Origin of the sequence: Sphingomonas sp. 2SG, assembly GCF_005503285.1 — a bacterium.
Classification (GTDB): Bacteria; Pseudomonadota; Alphaproteobacteria; order Sphingomonadales; family Sphingomonadaceae; genus Sphingomonas; species Sphingomonas taxi.
This window is the reverse complement of sequence record NZ_SCMZ01000063.1, coordinates 1-19,208: the sequence shown is the minus strand read 5'-3', so window position 1 is coordinate 19,208 and position 19,208 is coordinate 1. Positions and strand designations below refer to the sequence as shown.

General features: G+C 67.0%; 15 protein-coding genes. 5 read left to right on the top strand and 10 right to left on the bottom strand.

The annotated features are described in order from the left end of the window. Positions 1-170 precede the first annotated feature (170 nt). Both FFS23_RS17975 and FFS23_RS17970 read right to left on the bottom strand, forming a co-directional pair. On the bottom strand, positions 171-1,190 hold the full coding sequence (locus tag FFS23_RS17975; RefSeq protein WP_137899675.1) for a copper resistance protein B: 1,020 nt from the start codon (positions 1,188-1,190) through the stop codon (positions 171-173). After that, positions 1,187-2,881, bottom strand: coding sequence for a copper resistance system multicopper oxidase (locus FFS23_RS17970; RefSeq protein ID WP_137899674.1), 1,695 nt, complete (start codon positions 2,879-2,881; stop codon positions 1,187-1,189). The genes FFS23_RS17975 and FFS23_RS17970 overlap by 4 nt, the downstream gene beginning before the upstream one ends. 181 nt (positions 2,882-3,062) lie before the next feature. Here FFS23_RS17970 and FFS23_RS17965 point away from each other — a divergent pair, with 181 nt between their 5' ends. Then, positions 3,063-3,338 (top strand): DUF1488 family protein, encoded by a 276-nt coding sequence (locus FFS23_RS17965; RefSeq protein ID WP_038658953.1) that lies wholly within the window; start codon positions 3,063-3,065, stop codon positions 3,336-3,338. Positions 3,339-3,397: 59 nt separating this feature from the next. Here FFS23_RS17965 and FFS23_RS17960 read toward each other — a convergent pair whose 3' ends face one another. Then, positions 3,398-3,922: a Ros/MucR family transcriptional regulator gene (locus FFS23_RS17960; protein WP_137899673.1), complete on the bottom strand. Its 525-nt coding sequence runs from the start codon at positions 3,920-3,922 to the stop codon at positions 3,398-3,400. Positions 3,923-4,241: 319 nt separating this feature from the next. On the opposite strand from FFS23_RS17960, the gene nhaA reads away from it, so the two are divergent. The 3 genes from nhaA (at position 4,242) to FFS23_RS20540 (ending at position 8,591) form a co-directional block, all read left to right on the top strand. Further along, positions 4,242-5,633: a Na+/H+ antiporter NhaA gene (nhaA, locus tag FFS23_RS17955; RefSeq protein ID WP_137899672.1), complete on the top strand. Its 1,392-nt coding sequence runs from the start codon at positions 4,242-4,244 to the stop codon at positions 5,631-5,633. Between the two features lie 158 nt (positions 5,634-5,791). Beyond that, positions 5,792-6,964, top strand: a complete 1,173-nt coding sequence (locus FFS23_RS20545) for a TonB-dependent receptor plug domain-containing protein (RefSeq protein ID WP_249340746.1) — start codon at positions 5,792-5,794, stop codon at positions 6,962-6,964. Continuing rightward, positions 6,915-8,591 (top strand): TonB-dependent receptor, encoded by a 1,677-nt coding sequence (locus FFS23_RS20540; RefSeq protein WP_249340745.1) that lies wholly within the window; start codon positions 6,915-6,917, stop codon positions 8,589-8,591. The genes FFS23_RS20545 and FFS23_RS20540 overlap by 50 nt, the downstream gene beginning before the upstream one ends. Positions 8,592-8,597: 6 nt before the next feature. Here FFS23_RS20540 and FFS23_RS17945 read toward each other — a convergent pair whose 3' ends face one another. The 4 genes from FFS23_RS17945 to FFS23_RS17930 all read right to left on the bottom strand — a co-directional run bounded on the left by FFS23_RS17945 (position 8,598) and on the right by FFS23_RS17930 (position 14,356). Beyond that, positions 8,598-9,614 (bottom strand): LLM class flavin-dependent oxidoreductase, encoded by a 1,017-nt coding sequence (locus FFS23_RS17945; RefSeq protein WP_137899671.1) that lies wholly within the window; start codon positions 9,612-9,614, stop codon positions 8,598-8,600. 73 nt (positions 9,615-9,687) lie between these two features. Further along, positions 9,688-10,662 carry a phospholipase C/P1 nuclease family protein gene (locus FFS23_RS20225; protein ID WP_171009544.1) on the bottom strand — a complete coding sequence of 325 codons (975 nt, stop codon included), beginning with the start codon at positions 10,660-10,662 and terminating at the stop codon, positions 9,688-9,690. A gap of 17 nt (positions 10,663-10,679) precedes the next feature. Beyond that, positions 10,680-11,822, bottom strand: coding sequence for a YdcF family protein (locus tag FFS23_RS17935; protein ID WP_137899670.1), 1,143 nt, complete (start codon positions 11,820-11,822; stop codon positions 10,680-10,682). Positions 11,823-11,824: 2 nt separating this feature from the next. After that, a complete protein-coding gene (locus FFS23_RS17930) occupies positions 11,825-14,356 on the bottom strand; it encodes a TonB-dependent receptor (protein ID WP_137899669.1) in 2,532 nt (843 codons plus the stop codon). Positions 14,357-14,575: 219 nt separating this feature from the next. Here FFS23_RS17930 and FFS23_RS17925 point away from each other — a divergent pair, with 219 nt between their 5' ends. Then, on the top strand, positions 14,576-16,750 hold the full coding sequence (locus FFS23_RS17925) for a TonB-dependent siderophore receptor (protein WP_249340744.1): 2,175 nt from the start codon (positions 14,576-14,578) through the stop codon (positions 16,748-16,750). Between the two features lie 140 nt (positions 16,751-16,890). Here FFS23_RS17925 and FFS23_RS17920 read toward each other — a convergent pair whose 3' ends face one another. From FFS23_RS17920 to FFS23_RS17910, 3 genes are all read right to left on the bottom strand, one after another. After that, a complete protein-coding gene (locus FFS23_RS17920; RefSeq protein WP_137899668.1) occupies positions 16,891-17,181 on the bottom strand; it encodes a hypothetical protein in 291 nt (96 codons plus the stop codon). Positions 17,182-17,303: 122 nt separating this feature from the next. Further along, positions 17,304-17,933 (bottom strand): LysE family translocator, encoded by a 630-nt coding sequence (locus tag FFS23_RS17915; protein ID WP_038658979.1) that lies wholly within the window; start codon positions 17,931-17,933, stop codon positions 17,304-17,306. 24 nt (positions 17,934-17,957) lie between these two features. Beyond that, entirely contained in the window at positions 17,958-19,178 is a 1,221-nt protein-coding gene (locus FFS23_RS17910) for an alginate export family protein (RefSeq protein ID WP_137899667.1), read from the bottom strand. Positions 19,179-19,208 lie beyond the last annotated feature (30 nt).

Here is a 19,208-nt window from a genome sequence, read left to right as displayed (position 1 = left end):
GGGCGGCGGTCGGGCGTGCCGCCGAGCCGGTCAACGCGCATGCGGCACCCGCCAGACCCATAGCAAAGGAGCACCACCGCCACCGCATGATGCTCCTTTGCCGCGTCGGCGTTGAAGACTGCTTAAAATATGTTGTTCTGAATGGCTTCTATCGGGTTTCGTGCGGACGCTCAGAACCAGCCGCGCACGCCGACCACCAGTGCCGCGCCGCCGGCATCGTCGTGCGTCGTCGGCCGCCGGCGGTGCTCCCACGACAGGCCGACGTAAGGCGCGACCTCGCGCCGTATCTCGTAGCGCAGACGCAGGCCGAGCTCGGCCTCCGACAGTCCCGCGGCGATGCCGCTCGCCGGCACGTCCTGCGCGGCGACGTTGAGTTCGGCGCGCGGTTGCAGGATCAGCCGCTGGGTGACGCGCTGGTCGTAATAGGCCTGGACGCGGCCGAGCAGGTCGCCCTTGTCCGACAGGAACAGCGCGCCTTCGACCTGGAACCAGTAAGGCGCCAGCCCCTCGACGCCGACCGTCGCATAGGTGCGCTTGGCACCGGCGCCGAGGTCCTGCCGCAGGCCGCCCTGCAGATCGACATAGGGGCCGATCGCGCGCGAATAGAGCGCCTGTATCTCCGCCCGATCGATCCGGTCGGTGCTGCCGTCGCCCTCGCTCTTGACGACCAGCCGGTGGATGTCGCCGCCATACCAGCCCTCGCCGTCCCAGCGCAGGCCGTCGCGGCCGTTACGCACCTGCACCTCGGCGAAGTCGAACAGGATCTGGCCGAAGGTCATGCCGCCGTGTTCGGCGCGCATCCGCCGGTCCGCCGCCGCCATCGCCGCCGGATCATAGAAGCGCGCGGCGGCGAGATCCCGCGGCGGTGCGGGCGGCGGCGCATTGCCGGCGGGCTGGTCGGTGCCGGTGGCCGTCGCTGCCGCGGGAGCGGGGGCCATTGCGGGCATGTCGGGCATGGCGTCTGGGGGGGCGGCTGCGGTGCAATGGCCCATCGCGGCGTGTTCGGGCGGGCAGGCGGTGGGTGCGGCGGGCGCCGCGGAGCGGGGCGTCACCGGCCGCGCCTTGGGCTTCGCCTTCGGCTTGGCTTTGGGACGCGCAGGTGCGGGCATCTGCATGCCGGGCATCTGCATCCCGCCCATGTCATGCATCTGCGCCGCGGCGAGCGCGAGCGCAGGTAGCAGCGCGCTCATGCGCCCGCTCCGGCGGCGGGGTCGGGGCGGACGCTGACCACCTGCATCATCCCGGCATGCATGTGGTAGAGCATATGGCAGTGGAACGCCCAATCGCCCGGCGCATCCGCGGTGAGATCGAAGGTCGCGGTGCCGCCGGGCGCGACGTTGATCGTATGCTTGCGCGGGCTGTGGTCGCCATGGCCGGTGACCAGTTCGAAGAAATGGCCGTGCAGGTGGATGGGGTGCGCCATCATCGTGTCGTTGACCAGCGTCACGCGGACGCGCTCGCCCTCGCGGAACGCGATCGGCGCGGTGACCGCGTTGAGCTTCACCCCGTCGAAGGCCCACATATAGCGTTCCATGTTGCCGGTCAGGTGGATGCGAAGTTGCCGCGACGGCGCGCGCGGATCGGGATTGACCTCCTGCGCGACGAGATCGCGATAGACGAGCACCCGGTGGCCGGTATCGGCGAGGCCCTGCGGCGGCTCGCCGGTCCGGTCCGCGGGCATCGGCGCGATCGTCTGCACGACCGGCGTCCTCGGCACGTCCGGCTCGGCGGCGAAATCGCGCATGCCGTGATGCATGCCGGCCATCCCCGCCATCTCCCCCATCCCCATGTCGCGCATCGTGGCGAGCGGACGCCGGCGCAGCGGCGGCACCGCCGCGCGCAGGCCGAGCCGCGGGGTCAACGTCGCCCGTGCCATCCCTGACCGGTCCCACGCCTCCGCGACCACAGTATAGGCGCGATCCGCCGGCGTGACGATCAGGTCATAGGTCTCGGCGACCGCGATCTGGAGTTCGTCGACCGTCACCGGCCGCACGGTCTGCCCGTCCGCCTGCACCACCGTCAGCGGCAGGCCGGGGATGCGCAGGTTGAAATTGGTCATCGCTGCGGCGTTGACGATGCGCAGCCGTACGCGCTCGCCGGGCGCGAACAGTGCGGTCCAGTCGTCCTTGGGGCCATGACCGTTGACCAGATAGGTATAGGTGGCACCGGTCACGTCGGAGACGTCGGTCGGGTCCATCCGCATGCCGCCCCAGGCGAGGCGATCCTTGGCCGGTTGGTCCCGCCCGGCGAGCAACCCGGCCAGCGTCTGCTTCTGATAGTTGAAATAGCCGCCCTGCTGCTTCAGCTTGGTGAAGATCGCATGCGGGTGCAGCGGGCTGTGATCGGAGAGCACGATGACGTGTTCGCGGTCCGCCGCGATCGGATCGGCGCCGGCGGGATCGATGACGATCGGGCCGTAATGCCCCATCTGCTCCTGCAGGCCGGAATGGCTGTGATACCAATAGGTCCCCGCCTGCACGACGGGGAATTCGTAGGTGAAGGTGGTGCCCGGTGCGATGCCCGGGAAGCTGATCCCCGGCACGCCGTCCATCTGGAACGGCACCAGCAGCCCGTGCCAGTGGATCGACGTCTCCTCGGCGAGGCGGTTGGTCACTGCCAGCCGCACCCGCTGCCCCTCGCGCAGGCGCAGCAAGGGCGCCGGCAGCGTGCCGTTGACGCCGATCGCATGCGTCGGCCGGCCGTCGATCGTCGCCATCAGGTGATCGACGGTGAGCGCGATATCGAGGCCGGTCAGCGTCGGCAGCGCCGGCGCGAGCCCCGTCGACACCGGCTGCGCCCAGGCCGGCAGCCACGGCACGGCGAGCGCGCCGACACCGAGACCGGCATCGCGCAGGAAGCCGCGGCGGGAGGGTGAGGTCATGCGGGGCCATTTGCGCATTGGCCGCCGCGAAGGCAAGGCCGGTGAGGCATCGCGACCCGATCGCACTTTTGATACGGGCGCGTTATGGTCGATGGCGCGCCGGCATGGAACATCATCCGACGCCCAGCGCTATCCGACCTGACCCGCCGATCGCGGGATGATTTGACGAAAGAGGTACCACGTGGCCGCAGACAAGCTCGAAATCGACAATGCTTCCATCCTCGACAATCCGAACGAGCGCCAGGTCGAATTCTCCGGCGAGGTCGACGCCGAGGAACTGCAATTCGCCGTGCAATATGACGTGCTCGAGGCGTTGAGTGGCGACGCACCCGAGGAAGACGATGCGGTCGAGATGTTCAACCGCTTCTCGGACGAGATCGCCGAGGCGGGGCTCGCCGCACTGGCGCGCAACCCGGATCAGCCGTTGATCGTGATCAGCGAAAACGATCTGGAATGAGGGATCGTGCCACGGGCGGCCCTCGCTGAGGGCCGCCCGTGGTCTGCATCGCGAGGGTCTTATTCCTCGTCGGTGCCGAGCGTATCCTTGGCCGCCTGCAGCGCGGCCTTGCCGCCCTTGCGCGGCGCCTTGGCGGCACCGGTAGCGGCGCCGGCGCCCTGATCGACCTTCTGGCCCGCCTTGCGACCCAGGCCGATCGTCTTCGCCATCGCGCTGCGGCTCTCGCTGTAGGACGGCGCGACCATCGGATAGTCGGGCTTCAGGCCATAACGCTGGCGATAGTCGTCCGGCGTCAGGCCGTGCGTGGTCAGGTGCCGGCGCAGCGTGCGATACGGCTTTCCGTCGATCATCGAGATGATGTGATCGCGCGACGCCAGCGATTTGCGCACCGAAACCGCGGGGACATAGTCCTGCGCCGCCTGCTCGGGCTCGGCGGCGTCGGGGCTGGCGAGACGGCCGACCGCGGCATGCATCGATTGAAGAAAGGCGGGCACGTCGTCGGCATTGGTGCGGGTGTTGGGATTGCTGAGCCAGGCAATGGTCAGCTCGGTGGCCAGTTCGACCGTGTTGGTTTCCGTCGTCATGGGGGGTACTCGCTTCGTCGGACAAAAGGCGCCGGACACCTGGGGGAGGCTCGGCTGTAACCTACATGCCCTTTGACGGTCGAAAGTCAAAGGAACAATTTCAGGCCTGCGTCCCGAATTGGCTTCGACACTTTGACGATCCGGTACAAAGCATGATCGTCGCACTGTCGGCAACGTCGCTCAGGCAAAGATCGACGAACAACTCGGCGGCTAGCTACGTCTAATCTGCACCACCAAGGCTTACGAGGGTGAGCGCGGCCGGGAACGCACCGGAGTGCTTATCCGTATCATTTCCCAAGGTTTGCTGAACAGGAATTCCATGGCTCTCAACCCCCGCCTGTCCGGGCGCGTCGCGGCACGGGCCCATCATTCGCCGGCTGCGGCGATCCTGCAGAAAATCGAACCGTTTTTCGCGATCGGCCAGGTCTCGGGCGGACCGTTGCTGATCGCGACGATCGTCGCCTTGGTCGTCGTCAACTCGCCGTTCGGCGCCGACTACGTGCGGTTGTGGGACCGGCCGGTAAGCTTCAGCTACGGTGCCTGGACCTTCGGCCGGCCTGCCGCCGAATGGATCAACGATGCGCTGATGCCATTGTTCTTCCTGATCATCGGCACCGAGGTGAAGCGGGAGTTCGTCAAGGGATCGCTCGCCTCGTGGCAGACCGCGATCTTCCCCGTCGCCGGCGCGATCGGCGGGCTGGTGGTGCCGGTCGCTCTCTATCTCGCCTTCAATTACGGCACGCCGACGCAGCACGGCTGGGGCGTCGTCGCGGCGATGGACACCGCCTTCAGCCTGGCGATCGTCGCGATGTTCACCAACCGCCTGCCGCCGGCGGTGCGCGCGGTGCTGCTCGCCTTCGCCGCGATCGACGACGTCTTCGGGCTGCTCGTCATCGCGGTCGCCTATACCGCGACGATCGACTGGTGGTTCGTGGCGCTCGCGGCGGCGGGGTATCTCGGCATCGTCGGCCTGCTGCGGCTGCGTTGGGTCGCGTCCATCCCCTATGTCCTGCTCGGCCTCGTGGTGTGGATCGGGGTGTTCGGCTCGGGCATCCATCCGACGATCGCCGGGGTCGCGGTCGGCCTGCTGCTGCCGACCAGCTCGCGCCTGTCCGAAAGGGTGTTCGCCGAACGCGTGCAGCGCCCCGTCGACCAGTTCAAGGAAGCTGTCGCCGCGGCCGAGGATACCGACGATCCCGCGGTCGAGGAAGAGGCGCGCGATCACGCGCAACAGCGGCTCGGCTACATCCACGAAATGGCCGCGGCGACCGACGAGGCCGCCGAACGGCTCGTCCGGGTCCTGACCCCGTGGGTCTCCTACATCGTGCTGCCCTTGTTCGCGGTTTCCAACGTCCGCATCCATTTCTCACCCGAGCTGGTCGGCAAGGCGCTGCATTCGCCGTTGAGCGCGGGTGTCGTCGTCGGGCTGGTGATCGGCAAGCCGCTCGGCTTCCTCGCCGCAACCTGGCTGGCGACGCGACTGGGGCGGGCGACGTTGCCTGAGGGCGTTACGTGGCAGATGGTGCTCGGTATCGGCGGCGTCGCCGGTATCGGCTTCACCATCTCGCTGTTCATCGCCGAACTCGCCTTCGCCGATGTCGCCGAGACCGAACAGGCGTCGCTCGGCATCCTCGTCGCATCGATCCTGTCCGGTCTGTTCGGCTATTTTATCTTTTGGCGGGCAGCGACGTCCAAGTCGGAAAGCGAATAGGACGTGTTTTAATTCAACGATTTACTTGCCGCTAGGCGCGAAACGGGTGTCACCGTTTTGCAACATTGACCGTCGTTTGGCGTATACGATATCCACTTCCTTGAGAAACCCGACGGATAACAGTCTGATTCGGTAAAGATTATCAGGGGAGTTTAACCATGAAAGCTGCAACGTTCCTCCTATCCGTGGCGCCGCTCGCGCTGTTCGCGGCGCCGGCGCTGGCCGCGCCGAATGGCCAGACCGAAAGCGCCACGCCGCAGGGCAGCGAGACGGAGGAGCTGAGCCAAGACCAGGACATCATCGTCACCGGTCTGCGTGCCAGCCTGCAATCGGCGCAACGGATCAAGCAGACCTCGGACTCGATCGTCGATGCGCTGGTCGCGCAGGACATCGGCAAGCTCCCCGACAATCAGGCGGCGGAAGCGCTGGCGCGGCTGCCCGGCGTGCAGGTCACCCGCTTCGACGACGAGGCGACCGGCGTGCTGGTCCGCGGTCTGCCCGACGTGACTTCGACCTATAACGGTCGCGAGATTTTCACCGCCCAGAACCGCAACGTCGCATTACAGGACTTTCCGGCGCAGGCGCTTGCCGGCATCGAGGTCTATAAATCGGGCACCGCCGACCTGATCGAGCCGGGCCTCGCCGGCCTGATCAACGTTCGGTCGCGGCGGCCACTCGACTTCAAGGGCCTGTTCGTCGGCGGCGGTTTTCGCGGCACGTACAACGACCAGAGCAAGAAATACGACCCGACCGGCAACATCCTCATATCGGATCGCTGGACGACGCCGATCGGCGAGATCGGCTTCCTCGCCAACGTCACCTATGCGCAACAGCAGTATCGCAACGCGGTGCGCTACAACGACCAATCGGTGCAGAAGGTCAGCTCGCTGTCGCCGGTCACGCCGGCGAGTGCCGGCAACCAATTCTATTATCCCTATTCGGTCGGCCTCTACAGCAGCGGCGGCCGCCGGTATCGCCCGTCCGGCAATATGGCGCTTCAGTGGAAGCCGTCTGACAAATTCGAAGTCTATTTCGACGGCATCTATCAGGGCTATCGCGGCCGGCAGGCGACCGACTGGTTCGCCGCCGATCTGCGGGGGATCGACAGCGTTCGCGGCGCGCCGGTCATCTCCAACGTCGTGCTGATGCCCGGTCGGACCGATCAGGCGGCAAGCCTGACCAAGAGCGGCGGTGTCGCGCCGACTGCGTATCGCAGCACCGGCGCCGATTATACCAACACCTATCAGCGCGTTCGGGGCGATCTGGCATACAGACAAGGCGGTGCTGTCGACCGATCTTGCCTATACCAGTTCCGAATATGGCGCGCGTAGCTGGAGCTTCGACAGCGCCTTCGCCAGTTCGCCAACGGTCAATGCCGCGTTCGACGTGCAGGACGGCTCGTCCTTCGACTTCGTCGGGTTCGACGCGAAGAACCCGGACAATTATATCTGGCGCGGTTATTACGAAAGCCGCGGCGTCGCCAAGGGCAAGGGTTGGCAATGGCGCGGCGATCTTGTCCTCGACACCGAGATCGAAGCGCTGCCCGAGATCAAGTTCGGCTTTCGCTACACCGATCGCGACGCATCGGCGAATAACGGCAATCGTTATGCCTATACGCTCCCGCTCAACGTCCCGCTCGCCAGCCTTCCCGTGGGCCAGCTTGAGCTGATCCAGAATACGTTTCGCGGCGACGCCCAGAAATTTACCCAATATCTGATGCCGACGCGTGACGGTATTGCCGGGAACGTCGCGGCGCTGCGCACGCGGTCGATTGCCGCCCTGCGTCAACTGGTCGCGCTGAACCCGACGGATACCGGTTATCGCGACGCGCTGACCAAATTCCTCGCCGACGACGTGCCGATCCAGCCGTACGACCAGTTCTACGCGAAGGAGCAAAGCTACGCGGCTTACGCTCAGAGCAAATATCAGTTTGATATCGGCTCGGTGGGTTTCGACGGTACGTTCGGCGTCCGGCTGGTCAATACGGCCGGCACCTATTCCGGTACGTCGCGCATCTACAACAATGATGTCGAGACTCTGACGCCGCAGACGATCAAGCAGAATTACGTCGACGTGCTGCCCAACCTCAGTCTGCGGATCAAGCCGCTCGAACAATTGCAGCTCCGCTTTGCCTATACGAAGACACGCACGCGGCCCGACTTCGGCACGCTCAACCCGGCGCTCGTCATTACCCAGAATATCGCCGGCGGCGTCGTCGATCCCGATTCGCCGCTGCTCAACGTCAACGCCACCGGATCCGGCGGCAATCCTGACCTGAAACCGCTGACCTCGAACAATTACGACGTCAGCGCCGAATATTATCCGACCTCGACGTCGAGCATCACGTTCGCGGCCTTCTATCGCGACCTGTTTGGCTTCATCGGAAATTACGAACGCCAGATCCAGGACCCGGTCTTCGGCGTCGTCCGCCTGTCGCGTCCGGAGAACGCCGGCAAGGGCAAGATCAAGGGGTTCGAGGTCGGCGGCCAGACGTTCTTCGATTTCCTGCCCGGCGCGCTCAGCGGTTTTGGCGTGCAGGGCAACGTGACCTTCATCAACGGGCGGAACGCCTTGCCGGAGGCGCTTGGGGTCGGGACGCCGCTGGTACGCCTGACGGGCGTATCGAAATGGTCGGGTAATGCCTCCGTCTTCTACGAGAAATACGGGGTCACGACCCGCCTCTCGTACAATTACCGGTCCGACTATATTTCCAATTACCGGCAGAATACCGACGGTTCGCAATATACCGGGGTCGGCGTGCGGGCGATCAAGCGGCTCGACTATTCGCTGAGCTACGACGTGCTCAAGCAAGTGACGCTGAGCTTCGACGTGACCAACATCCTCGCCGGGCCGTTCAAGAACTTCAACAACTATACCGCGACACGGACCTATCCGGTCGATGTGCGCTACGAGGGGCGCTATATCGGGCTTGGTTTCCGGTTCCGCTTCGGCGAGTAACCGCGCTCAGCGCCAGCCGAGCGCGGGCGCGACGTGGCGGAGCACGGACTCGATGACGTGGGCGTTATAGGCCACGCCGAGCTGGTTCGGCACCGTCAGCAGCAGCGTGTCCGCCTCCGCGATCGCCTCGTCGGCGCGGAGCTGGTCGATCAGCGTCTCGGGTTCGGCCGCATAGGAGCGGCCGAACACCGCGCGCATATTGTCGATCACGCCGATCTGGTCGCTGCTGTCGCCGCGGCCGAAATACTGCCGGTCGCGATCGTTCATGAGCGCGAAGATCGACCGCGACACCGAGACGCGCGGGGTGCGGGCATGGCCCGCCTCCTGCCAGGCGGCGCGATAGGCGCGGATCTGCTTGGCCTGCTGGACGTGGAACGGTTCGCCGCTCTCGTCGGCCTTGAGCGTCGAACTCTGCAGGTTCATGCCCTTTTGCGCCGCCCAGATCGCGGTGGCGTCGCTGCTCGATCCCCACCAGATCCGCTCGCGCAGCCCTTCGGCATGCGGCTCGAGCCGCAGCAGACCGGGCGGGTTGGGGAACATCGGCCGCGGATTGGGCTTGGCGAAGCCCTTGCCGGCGAGCAGTTCATAGAACAATTCGCCGTGGCGGCGGCCCATGTCGGCGTCGCTCTCACCGGGCGCGGGGGCATAGCCGAAATGGCGCCAGCCCTCGATCACCTGTTCGGGCGAGCCGCGGCTGATGCCCAATTGCAGCCGCCCGCCGCTGATCAGGTCGGCGGCGCCGGCATCCTCTACCATGTAGAAGGGGTTCTCGTAGCGCATGTCGATCACGCCGGTGCCGATCTCGATCCGCTTCGTCCGCGCGCCGACCGCGGCGAGCAGCGGGAAGGGCGAGGCGAGCTGCTGCGCGAAATGGTGGACGCGGTAATAGGCGCCGTCCGCGCCGAGCTCCTCCGCCGCGACCGCGAGGTCGATCGACTGGAGCAGCACGTCTTGCGCCGAGCGGGTCGCCGAACCGGGGGCGTCGGACCAATGGCCGAACGAGAGAAAGCCGATGTTCTTCATCGCGACAAACTGGGCCCGATCGTGAGCCGTCACAAGATTGCGCACGGAATGGCTGCGTTTCCGAAAACTTCTTTCAGCCCGGCGCGGACCCCGTCTCGGGATCGAAGCGGGGGTTGTCGAAGTCGATCGGCGACGGCTTGACCTCGGCCGGCGGCACCGCGCTTTCCGCCCAGGCGCGGCACAGCATGTCGCGCAACATCGTCGCGCCGGCGCTGGTCCGCTCGTAGATCAGCGCGCGCACGTCCTTGTCGGCGAAGTCGCGAAAGCCGTTGCGCCGTTCGAGGATGTAGACGCGCTCCATCTGGTCGCCGGCGGTATCGAGGAAAGCGAGGATCGCGTCGAACATGTCGCCGCTGCGCCGTCCCGGGGCACCGATGCGCGGCGCGAGATTGGCGGCGGTCAGCCGCATGCCGTCGACGAAGCCGCTTTCGAACCGGCCGTGGATCGAGCGATCGGTCGTATAGCCCTTGGGATTGGCGCCGCGCCAGCCGTCGCTGTTGACCGAGTCGTGCAGCGGCTGCGCACCGTCGCCGATATAATGGCCGAGGCGGATGACATCGAAGGCGCAATGCTGTTCGGCGAAGGCGGCATCGCGCTGCGCCGCCTGCGCCGCGCGGACCTGCCGCATGCAGACGATGATCCGTTGATACGCCTCCATCGCCGCATAGGGGAGAGTGCCCGTCCAGCGGACGTTGGTGCGCGCCGCGGTGGCGGGATCGCTGCGCTTGATCGCCTCATAGTGTTTGAACAGCGCGATGACGAATTCATAGCGCGAGCGTGGGATCGGCTTCAGGAAAGCGAATTGCTCGCGGAACCAGCCGTGGTTCGGGTCTTCCTCGATCTTGGCGAAATTCTCCGCGGCGTTGCGCCACGCGTCGGGCAGCGCGGCGGAGCTGGCGATATAGTCGACGTGCCGGCGCAGAAAGACCGGGCCATCGTCGGGGATCGCCGCGATCGCGGCAAGGTCGATCACCGCATGCGCGGTGCCGCCCCAGGCGAGCGCGGGCGTCGGCAGCAGGGCGAGAGCGGCGAAGAGGAAGCGGCGCATCGGCGGAGGCTTTCGGATCAGGGGTCGAGCGGGTCGCGCGGATCGATGCGCAGTGATTTGAGCGACGGGCGGAATTCCAGCTCGGTCGGCGACAGGCGGCGACCGACCGTGCCCGGCTCGTAGCCGAGTTCCGTCCGGTTGCGTTGCGCGAAGGCCGGGCTGGCGATCGTCTCGCTCTGGCCGGGATTGCAGACGATCAGCGTGTCGCGGTCGAGCGGCGCGCCGATCGCGGCGAGCACCCGTGTCGCGTTGCGCAAATTGGTCGTGGTGTGGCGCGCATAGGGTTCGATCAGGATCGCCTCGGCGGGGATGCCGTAGCGGTCGATCAGCGCGCTGCGCATCTGCTCCGCCTCGGTGAAGCGCGTCGCGCGGGGATGGGCGCGGCCACCGGTCAGCAGGATGAAGGCGATATCGCCGCGCGCGAACCGGTCCGCGGCGAGGCGAACGTGATATTTGCCATAGGGGCTGAGCGCCGCGTCCGGCGTTTCCGGGCCCACGCCGGTGAGGATCAGCGCGCTATACCGCCAGCGCGCCCAGTCGAGCGTGCGCGCGCGCCGGGCGGCGGGCGCGTTGAGGCCGCCGGTGATCGGCTCGAAGCCGATCGCGTCGGTGCGGTCGCTGACGTCGAGCAGCGCCAGCGCGAATTCGACGCTGGGGTCGAGCGCCTGCGCCGAGCCGCCGCGCGGCGTCCGCGCCAGCCAGTCCGCCGCCTGCACCCGCGCACGCAGCTCGAGCGGATCGAGTGTGCCGGCGCCGTCGATCTGCGGGTAGCGCGGCACCTGATTGAGCGCATAGGTGCGCAGGATCGTGTTGATCCCCTCGATCTCGCGCGCCGCCTGCGCGCGTGCGCCGTCATCGGCACGGCTGGCGTTCGCCGGCACCGCCGCCGTGAGCGCAGCGCCCTCTTCGGGCGTCCACACCATCGCCTGCGCGAGACAGGCGAGATCCTGCGCGCACGCCGTGCGCCGCGCGGCGCGCGCCGCGAGCATCGCCGCAACGCCGGCTTGTGCCTCGAGCCGGGCGGTCGCCGCCGGGTCGCCGCCGAGTGCGTCGAGCAGCGGGAACAGCCGGTGCGACAGCGCGGCGACGACGCGGTCGCCGGCCGGCGCGGCGGCGGCGGGCGCGCCCGCCAGCATCAGCGCCGCCGCCGCCAGCCGCATCCTCACCACGATTTGCCGACGACGAGGCGGACGTTGCGGCCGAAGATCGGCCGGCCGTAGATCGCCTCCGGGCTGCCTTGGCCGCTGACCTGATCGGTGCGCGTATTGCCTTCGGTCAGGCCGTGCGCATTGAACAGATTGTCGCCGACGACCTGCAACTGCCACGTTCCGTGCCGCACCGTCACGCCCGCACCCGTCGTGCCATAAGCGGGCAGCGCCGTGCGATTGTAGAAGTCGACATAGCGCTTCCCCATATAGGTGTAGCGACCGTACAGCGAGATCGCATTGCCGCCCAGATCGAAGTCGAAGCTGGGGCGGATGTTACCATAGATCTTCGGCTGGCGGACGATCTGCTTGCCCTCGGCCTGCGCCGGGTCGGCGCCATTGGCGTTCTGGAAGTTGCGATATTCGGGGTCGCTGACCGTCAGCGCACCGTTGAGCATGAACCATGGCGAGACCGCCAGCGCGCCGTCGAACTCGACGCCCTTGACCTTGGCCTTGCCGATGAAGGGGACGTTGACGTCGTTACGCCCCGTCGTCGGGTCGAAGGCGAGGAACGAGGCGTTGAGCGGATCGAAATTGGTGTAGAAGCCGGTGACGTACAGGTACGAACGGCCGGCGGCGAGCTTGAGGCCGGCCTCATATTGGTTGGCGATCGTGGTGATGATCGTCGGGTTGATGCTCATCACGGTCTGCACGCTCGGCGGCGTTTCGAGATGCGCGGCGCGGCCGTAGATGCCGATATGCGAGTTGAAGTCGTAATTGGCGCCGATTGTCCAGTTGGTGGCGTGCGTCTTCAGCCGCTGGTTGATGATGCCGCCGGTGAAGGCGCGGGTCGCATCGTCGGCCAGCGTGGTGGCATCGCCGAGGTTCGCCGCACCGGTAAGCAAGGCATAGCCGTTGTAGTTATAGCGCTCGTGACGGATGCCCGCATCGATGCGCAGTCCCGGCACGATCTCCCACGTATCGTTGGCGAAGACCGCGATCATCTGTGCGTCGGAATCGCCCTTGGTCAGCGTCGCGGCGTAGCTGAGCGCGCCATTGTCGGTGACCCGACCGATCCGCGTACCGGCGGCATTGTAGGCGACGAGATCGAGCGTGCGGGGCCGGCTCGCGACCTCGATCAGATAGTTCTGGTAGATCGTCCGGCTGTCTTCGCCATACAGACTGCCGTAAAGGCCGAGCTTGAGGTCGTGGCTGCCGAAGCCGGTCTCGAACTTCTTGGCGACCGACAGATTGATCTGGTTCGAATAGAATTTCGAATGGATGTCACGATACTGGCCCTGCATGACCAGCCCGGACGCGCCATAAGGATCGTAGACCGTGTTCGTGCCCGCCAGCACGTAGCCCAGCGACGTGACGGGGCCGAATGCAGTCGTCGCCCGCGCCTGATAGCCGCTGGCGAAGGCATTCGCATCGGAGGGATTGGTCGTCGAATAAAAGGCGGTGAAGTCGAGTTTGCCCATCGTGAAGCCGGCCTTGGCGGAGACCAGCCAGCCGTCGAATTCGGCGTCATATTGCGCGCCGACGTTGACCATCCGCATGTGGCGTCCGTCGCCCAGATCGCTCGCCTCGTTCTGCACGACGCCGGCGCCGTTGCGGTAGCGCAGGTCGACGTTGCGCAACGCCGGCGAGTTCAGCGTGCCGCTGAAATAATCGATGTATCGGTCGAGCGACACCGACGGATTGCGCGGGTCGGCGGTCGGGATCGGCAGGTAGAAGACGTTGTGATCGTTGACGTAGTTGACGCTCACCCGCAGCGAACCGTTGTCGAGGTCGTGCTTGATGTTGGCGCGGAACTGGCCGCCCTTGTCGTTGGGGAAGCCGTTGTCACGATAGCCGTCGTGATAGCGGACGAAGCCGCCGACCGCATAATAGGTCCGGTCGCCGAGCGGCCCCGACTGGACGAAATCACCGCGGTACATGCCGGTATCGCCGAGCGTCAGCTGCGCCTTGCCGCGCACCGTGTCGCGGCCGGTGACCTCGATCGCGTTGACGATCGCGCCCGAATAGCTGGCATAGACCGGCGCCGGGCCGCCGCGGACCACCTCGACGCGCTCGGTCATCAGGTCGGGCTTGAGGATCGCGTCGCCGCGGAAGAAGACGCCGTCATTCTCGTGGAACAGCGGCAGGCCGTCCTGTTGGAAGCTGACGAAGCCGCCGTCGTTGGGCAGGCCGCGGATGCGGTAGATGTTCTGCACCTCGCCGCCGGTGATCTCGGTCTGGAAGCCGGGAAGCTGGCCGATGAGGTCGGCGAAATTGACCGGCGCAATCTTCTCGATGTCCGCCTGCGTCACCGTGTTGATCGCATAGGAGGCGTCGAAGCGGCGCTGCGCACGCGTCGACCCGGTGACGATGATGTCGCGATCCGCCGGCTCGGGCGTGGTGGCACCGGTCTTTTCGGGCGCCGTCGCGGCGTCGGCCGTCTGGGGTGCATCCGCCTGGGGCGCCGCGGTCTGGGCGGAGGCCGGTGCGGCGAGGATCGTGCAGAGCGAGACGAGCGCGGTGCTGGTGGCGAGAACGGATTTGAACATGAGGCCCCACTGTTGATCGTTCGATGTGCTGATCGCTGCCGCCGTTGCGGCGTGCCGCGTCCCCTTGGTCAAGGATTGTGACATTCCCGCTTAAACCGCGAAAAAACTTTCGAGCCGGGAGCGGAGGTTGAGCGGATCACCCGTTGAAACGGCCGACAGCGCTATTGCGAACGCTTAGCGTTTGATTACGGGGCGCCGTTCGAAGGGGGAACGGCAATCATGAACATCTGGAGCAGCGGCCTGTTGGCCGCGGGCCTGGCGGCGGCGACGCCCGCCGTCGCGGCACCGGCATCGGCGGCGGACGACCGCCCGCCGCCGACCGGATTGGGGCAGGATATCGTCGTCACCGGCCGTGCCTCGCCCGCACCGAAAGGCGCCGACGACCGCTACCAGCCGACCCCCGACGCCTCGACGTTGCGCTCCGCCGCGACGACGCTCGACACGCCGCAGGCGGTCAACATCGTCCCTGCGCAGGTGATCCGCGATCAGCATCCGCGCTATCTCGACGAGGTGCTCGCCAACGTCAGCGGTATCACCCAGGGCAATACGCTCGCCGCGACGCAGGATACCGTCCTCAAGCGCGGCTTCGGCGGCAATCGCGACGGATCGGTGATGCACAACGGCATGCCGCTGGTGCAGGGCCGCGGCTTCAACGCCGCCGCACAGAGCGTCGAGGTGCTCAAGGGGCCGAGTTCGCTGCTCTACGGCATCATGGACCCCGGCGGCGTCATCAACATCGTCAGCCGCAAGCCGCTGCTCGCGACGAGCGGCTCCGTGGCATTGACCGGATCGAGCTATGCCGCGGGCCGCGCCGGGCTGCAGGCGACCGTCGATCTGACCGGGCCGATCGCCGGCGCGCTCGCCGGCCGGATCGTGCTGGATCACCAGGACGAGGATTATTGGCGCGTCTTCGGCACCCGCCGCGACACGCTCGTCGCGCCGTCGCTCGGCTGGTACGGCGCCACGACGCAGGCGGTGCTGTGGTACGAATATCGCCGCTTCTCCTATCCGTTCGACCGCGGCATCGCGCTCGATCCGCGCACGCTGACGCCGCTGGCGATCCCGCGCCGCCGGCGGCTCGACGATCCCGTCAACCGGATGTGGGGCGACAGCCATCTCGTCCAGCTCGCGGTCGACCATCAGCTCGGCGACGGCTGGGCCGCGCATCTCGCCGCCAGCTTCAACAGCGAAAGCTATGATGCCGGCCAGTTGCGCGTCACCGGGATCGACACCGCCAAGGCGACGCTGACCCGCAGCAACGACGCCACCCGCGGATCGCTCGGCACCGACGCCTATGTTCAGGCCTATGCCGACGGCCGTTTCGGTCTCTTCGGCGCGGAGCACCACGTCATCCTCGGCGTCGAGGGAGAATATCGGCGCTATTATCGCCGCGACCTCATCCGGCAGAAGGTGCGTTACGGCTTCAACGTGCTGCGGCCGGTCTACGGTCGCAAGCCGTTCCCGACCGCGGTCTCGCCGACGGACAGCGACCAAACCGACCGACTCCACAACGTTTCGCTGTTCGGGCAAGACGCGATCCACCTCGGTGACCGCTGGATCGTCACCGCCGGCGGCCGGCTGATCGGCTTCCGGCAGCAGGCGGGGAAGGGGCGGCCGTTCGTCACCAACACCGATCTCGATGGCTGGTCGTTCGTCCCGCAGGCGGGGCTGGTGTGGAAGGCGGCGGACGTCGTCTCGCTCTACGCGAGCTACACGCGCTCGCTGAAGCCCAATTCCACCGTCGCGCCGCTCGACGGCGGTGCCGTCATCACCTCCGCCATGCCGCCCGAGCGCGGCCGCTCCTACGAGGTGGGCGCGAAGCTCGATCTGCCCGACGGCATCACCGCGACACTGGCGCTGTACGACATCGACAAGCGCAACGTGCTGGTCCGGCAGTTCGATGCGAAGACCGCGCTCAACGTCTATCGCACCGCGGGTCGCGCCGCCTCGCGCGGCGTCGAGCTCGATCTCGCAGGGCAGGTGACGCGGACGCTCAGCCTGATCGGCAGCTATGCCTATACCGATGCGCGGACGACGGAGGATCCGGTGTTTGCCGGCCGGTCGCTCGCCAACGTCGCGCGCGATACCGGCTCGCTGTTCTTCGCCTATGACGTCGGGGCGCTGGCGGGAGACGACCGGCTGCGCTTCGGCGGCGGCGGGCGCTATGTCGGGCGGCGTCCCGGGGACAATGCCAATAGCTTCTGGCTGCCCGCTTATACCGTCGTTGACGGCTTCGTCAGCTACGACACGACGCTCGCCGGGCGGACGGTGGCGTTGCAGTTCAATCTCAAGAACGTCTTCGACCGCACGTATTATACGTCGGCGGTCAATGCCTATGGGGTGGCGATCGGCGATCCGCGCCGCGCGGTCGGCACTATCCGGTTCGCGCTGTGACGGTCGCGGTGAGTCGCCGGCGACGACCGAGGCGTTCACGAGGCTTCGTCGATCGCCTCAAGAAAACCGTCACCCCGGAACCAGTCCGGGGTGATGGGTGGTAGCTACAACTTGCCGCCGGGCTTCTTACAGACGACGGATCAGTTGGTCTTCACCGCGACCTTGCGGTCGCCGTTCGAGCTGACCGAGGTTTCGCGCAAGACCTTGTGCTTGACCGTCTTGTGGCCGACCTTGACGCCGAGCACCTTCTTGGGACGGTGCGTCTTGCGCTTGCTGGTTTCGGTCACCTTGGTCGTGGTGGTGGCGACGCCGTCATGCACCTTGGTGTCGTGATCGACCTTCGTCTCGCGGACGGTCTGCGCCATGGCCGGGGCGCCGCAGGTGAGGGCGAAGCTGAGGGCGGCGGCGACGGCGATATGCTTGCGTGTCATCTCATGTCCTTCCGAATGCGTCCGGCACCCGCGCGGGGCCGGCCGACCCGCATCAACTCCGCGCCCGTCGTTCGGTTCATTACCGTTTCGGACTATTCCATACGGATGCGGGCGGATGACGCTCAGGCGGATTTGGCGCGGAGCAGCGCCGCGCCGAAGCCGATGAAGATGATGCCGGTGAGACGGTTGAACGCGCGCTTCACCGTCGGCCGGGCGAGATGCGCCGACAGCGAGCGGCCGCCCATCGCATAGACGCCGTACCAGAAGCATTCGAGCGCCGCGAAGGTCACCACCAGTATCGCGAATTGCGGCCCCTGCGGTGCCGTCGGCGTCACGAACTGCGGCAGGAAGGCCGCGGCGAACAGCAGCAGCTTGGGATTGCTGATGCCGATCGCGAAGCCGCCGCGGAACAGCGCGGCGAGCGAGACCGTGCGCGGCAGCGTGCCCGCGCCGACGTCGATCGGCGCGACGTCGGCCCGCCACGCCTTGACGCCGAGGACGATCAGATAGGCGACGCCGGCATAGCGCAGCACCTCGAACGCCCCGGGCAGCGCGAGCAGGAGCGTGGTGAGCCCCGCGGCGGAGGCGGCGAGCACCAGCACCAGCGCGGTCAGGCATCCCGCCATCGCCGCGACGCTGCGCCGCGCGCCGAGCGCAACGCTGCGCGACAGGATGTGGAGCATGTTCGGTCCCGGCGTTCCGCACAGCAGGAACACCGCGCCGACGAACAGCCACCAGCCATGAAGCGTCACGTCATCCTCCTCTTTCGCCGATCGCTACAGCGTCCAGTCCATCTGCAACCACAATTTGCGCGTGTCGGTGGCGAAGCGGTCGGCGCGATAGTCGGCGTAGCGCAGGCTGGCGACGGTGCGCCCGATGCGCGCCTGCGCGAGCAGGTCGATCTCGTTGCCATAGTGCCGCACCAGCCGGTCGCTCTCGAAGCGGTGGTAGACCGCCTGCACGCTCACCGCCTTGAGCGCGCCGAGCTGCGGCCAGCCCCAGCCGGCGCTGCCGTAAAGATCGCGGATGCCGTCGGCGGGCGTGGTGGTCAGTTTGTCGGCCCAGCCCTGAAATTTGAAGATCGAGGCGAGCGGCGTCTGGAAGCTCGCCAGCGTGGCGCCGCGGCTGCGCCCGCGCCCCGCGCCGAGCACCTCATAGCCGGCGCCCACCTTCGGACCGGCGAGGTCGAGGCCGATGTCCGCCAGCCAATAATCGGCGGCATAATCGTTGGGGTTGCGGTGATAGTCGGACTGGCGCGCATGGCTCGCGGTCCACGCCAGCTTCGTCTTGCCGAAGCCGCGCGATCCTGCCAGCCGTGCGCCATAGGTCTGGCTCGACAGGCGATAGCCCTGGACGATCGCCTCGTCCTGATCGACCAGATAGGCGAAGCCGGCCAGCGTACCGACCGGTGTCGTCACCCCCAAGGTCGCGAAGACGTTGTTGCCGCCGATCGCCTGCTGCCGCGCACCCGCCCCGTCGATCCCCCAGACCGTCCGCACGCCCCAGGCATAGGTGACGTCGGCCTTGACGCCCTTGACCGGGGTCAGCTCGGTGCGCACCGCATCGAAGGTCTGGCCGTTGTTGCGTATCGCGGCGGCGCCGACGAAGCGCTCGTCGTCGAGCTGGATGCGCTGGCGGCCGGCGGTGACGGTCAACGCGTCGCTGCGATATTGCAGCTGCGCGCGATAGAGCGCGACGTTCTGCGGGTCGCTGATCTGCGGGCGCACGGTCGCCGGACCGGCAAGCCCGTCGTAATAATCGCCGACGATCGCCAGATTGCCCTGCGCTTCCGCCAGCGCGGTCCAATGCCCCTCGCGGGCCTGCAACCCGGCGCGGACGCGAACGGTGACCGCGTCCGCATGCTCGGGCAGGCCGTCCTGCTCGACATGCTCGTGGCGCAGGCGCGCCTCCGCCAGCGGCGTCAGCGTCTGGGCTGCGGCCGGCCCGGCGGCGATGACGGCGACGGACAGCAGCGACAGATTGAAGATCAGGCGCATCGTCTGATTGGAACCCCCTCGGCGACGCCC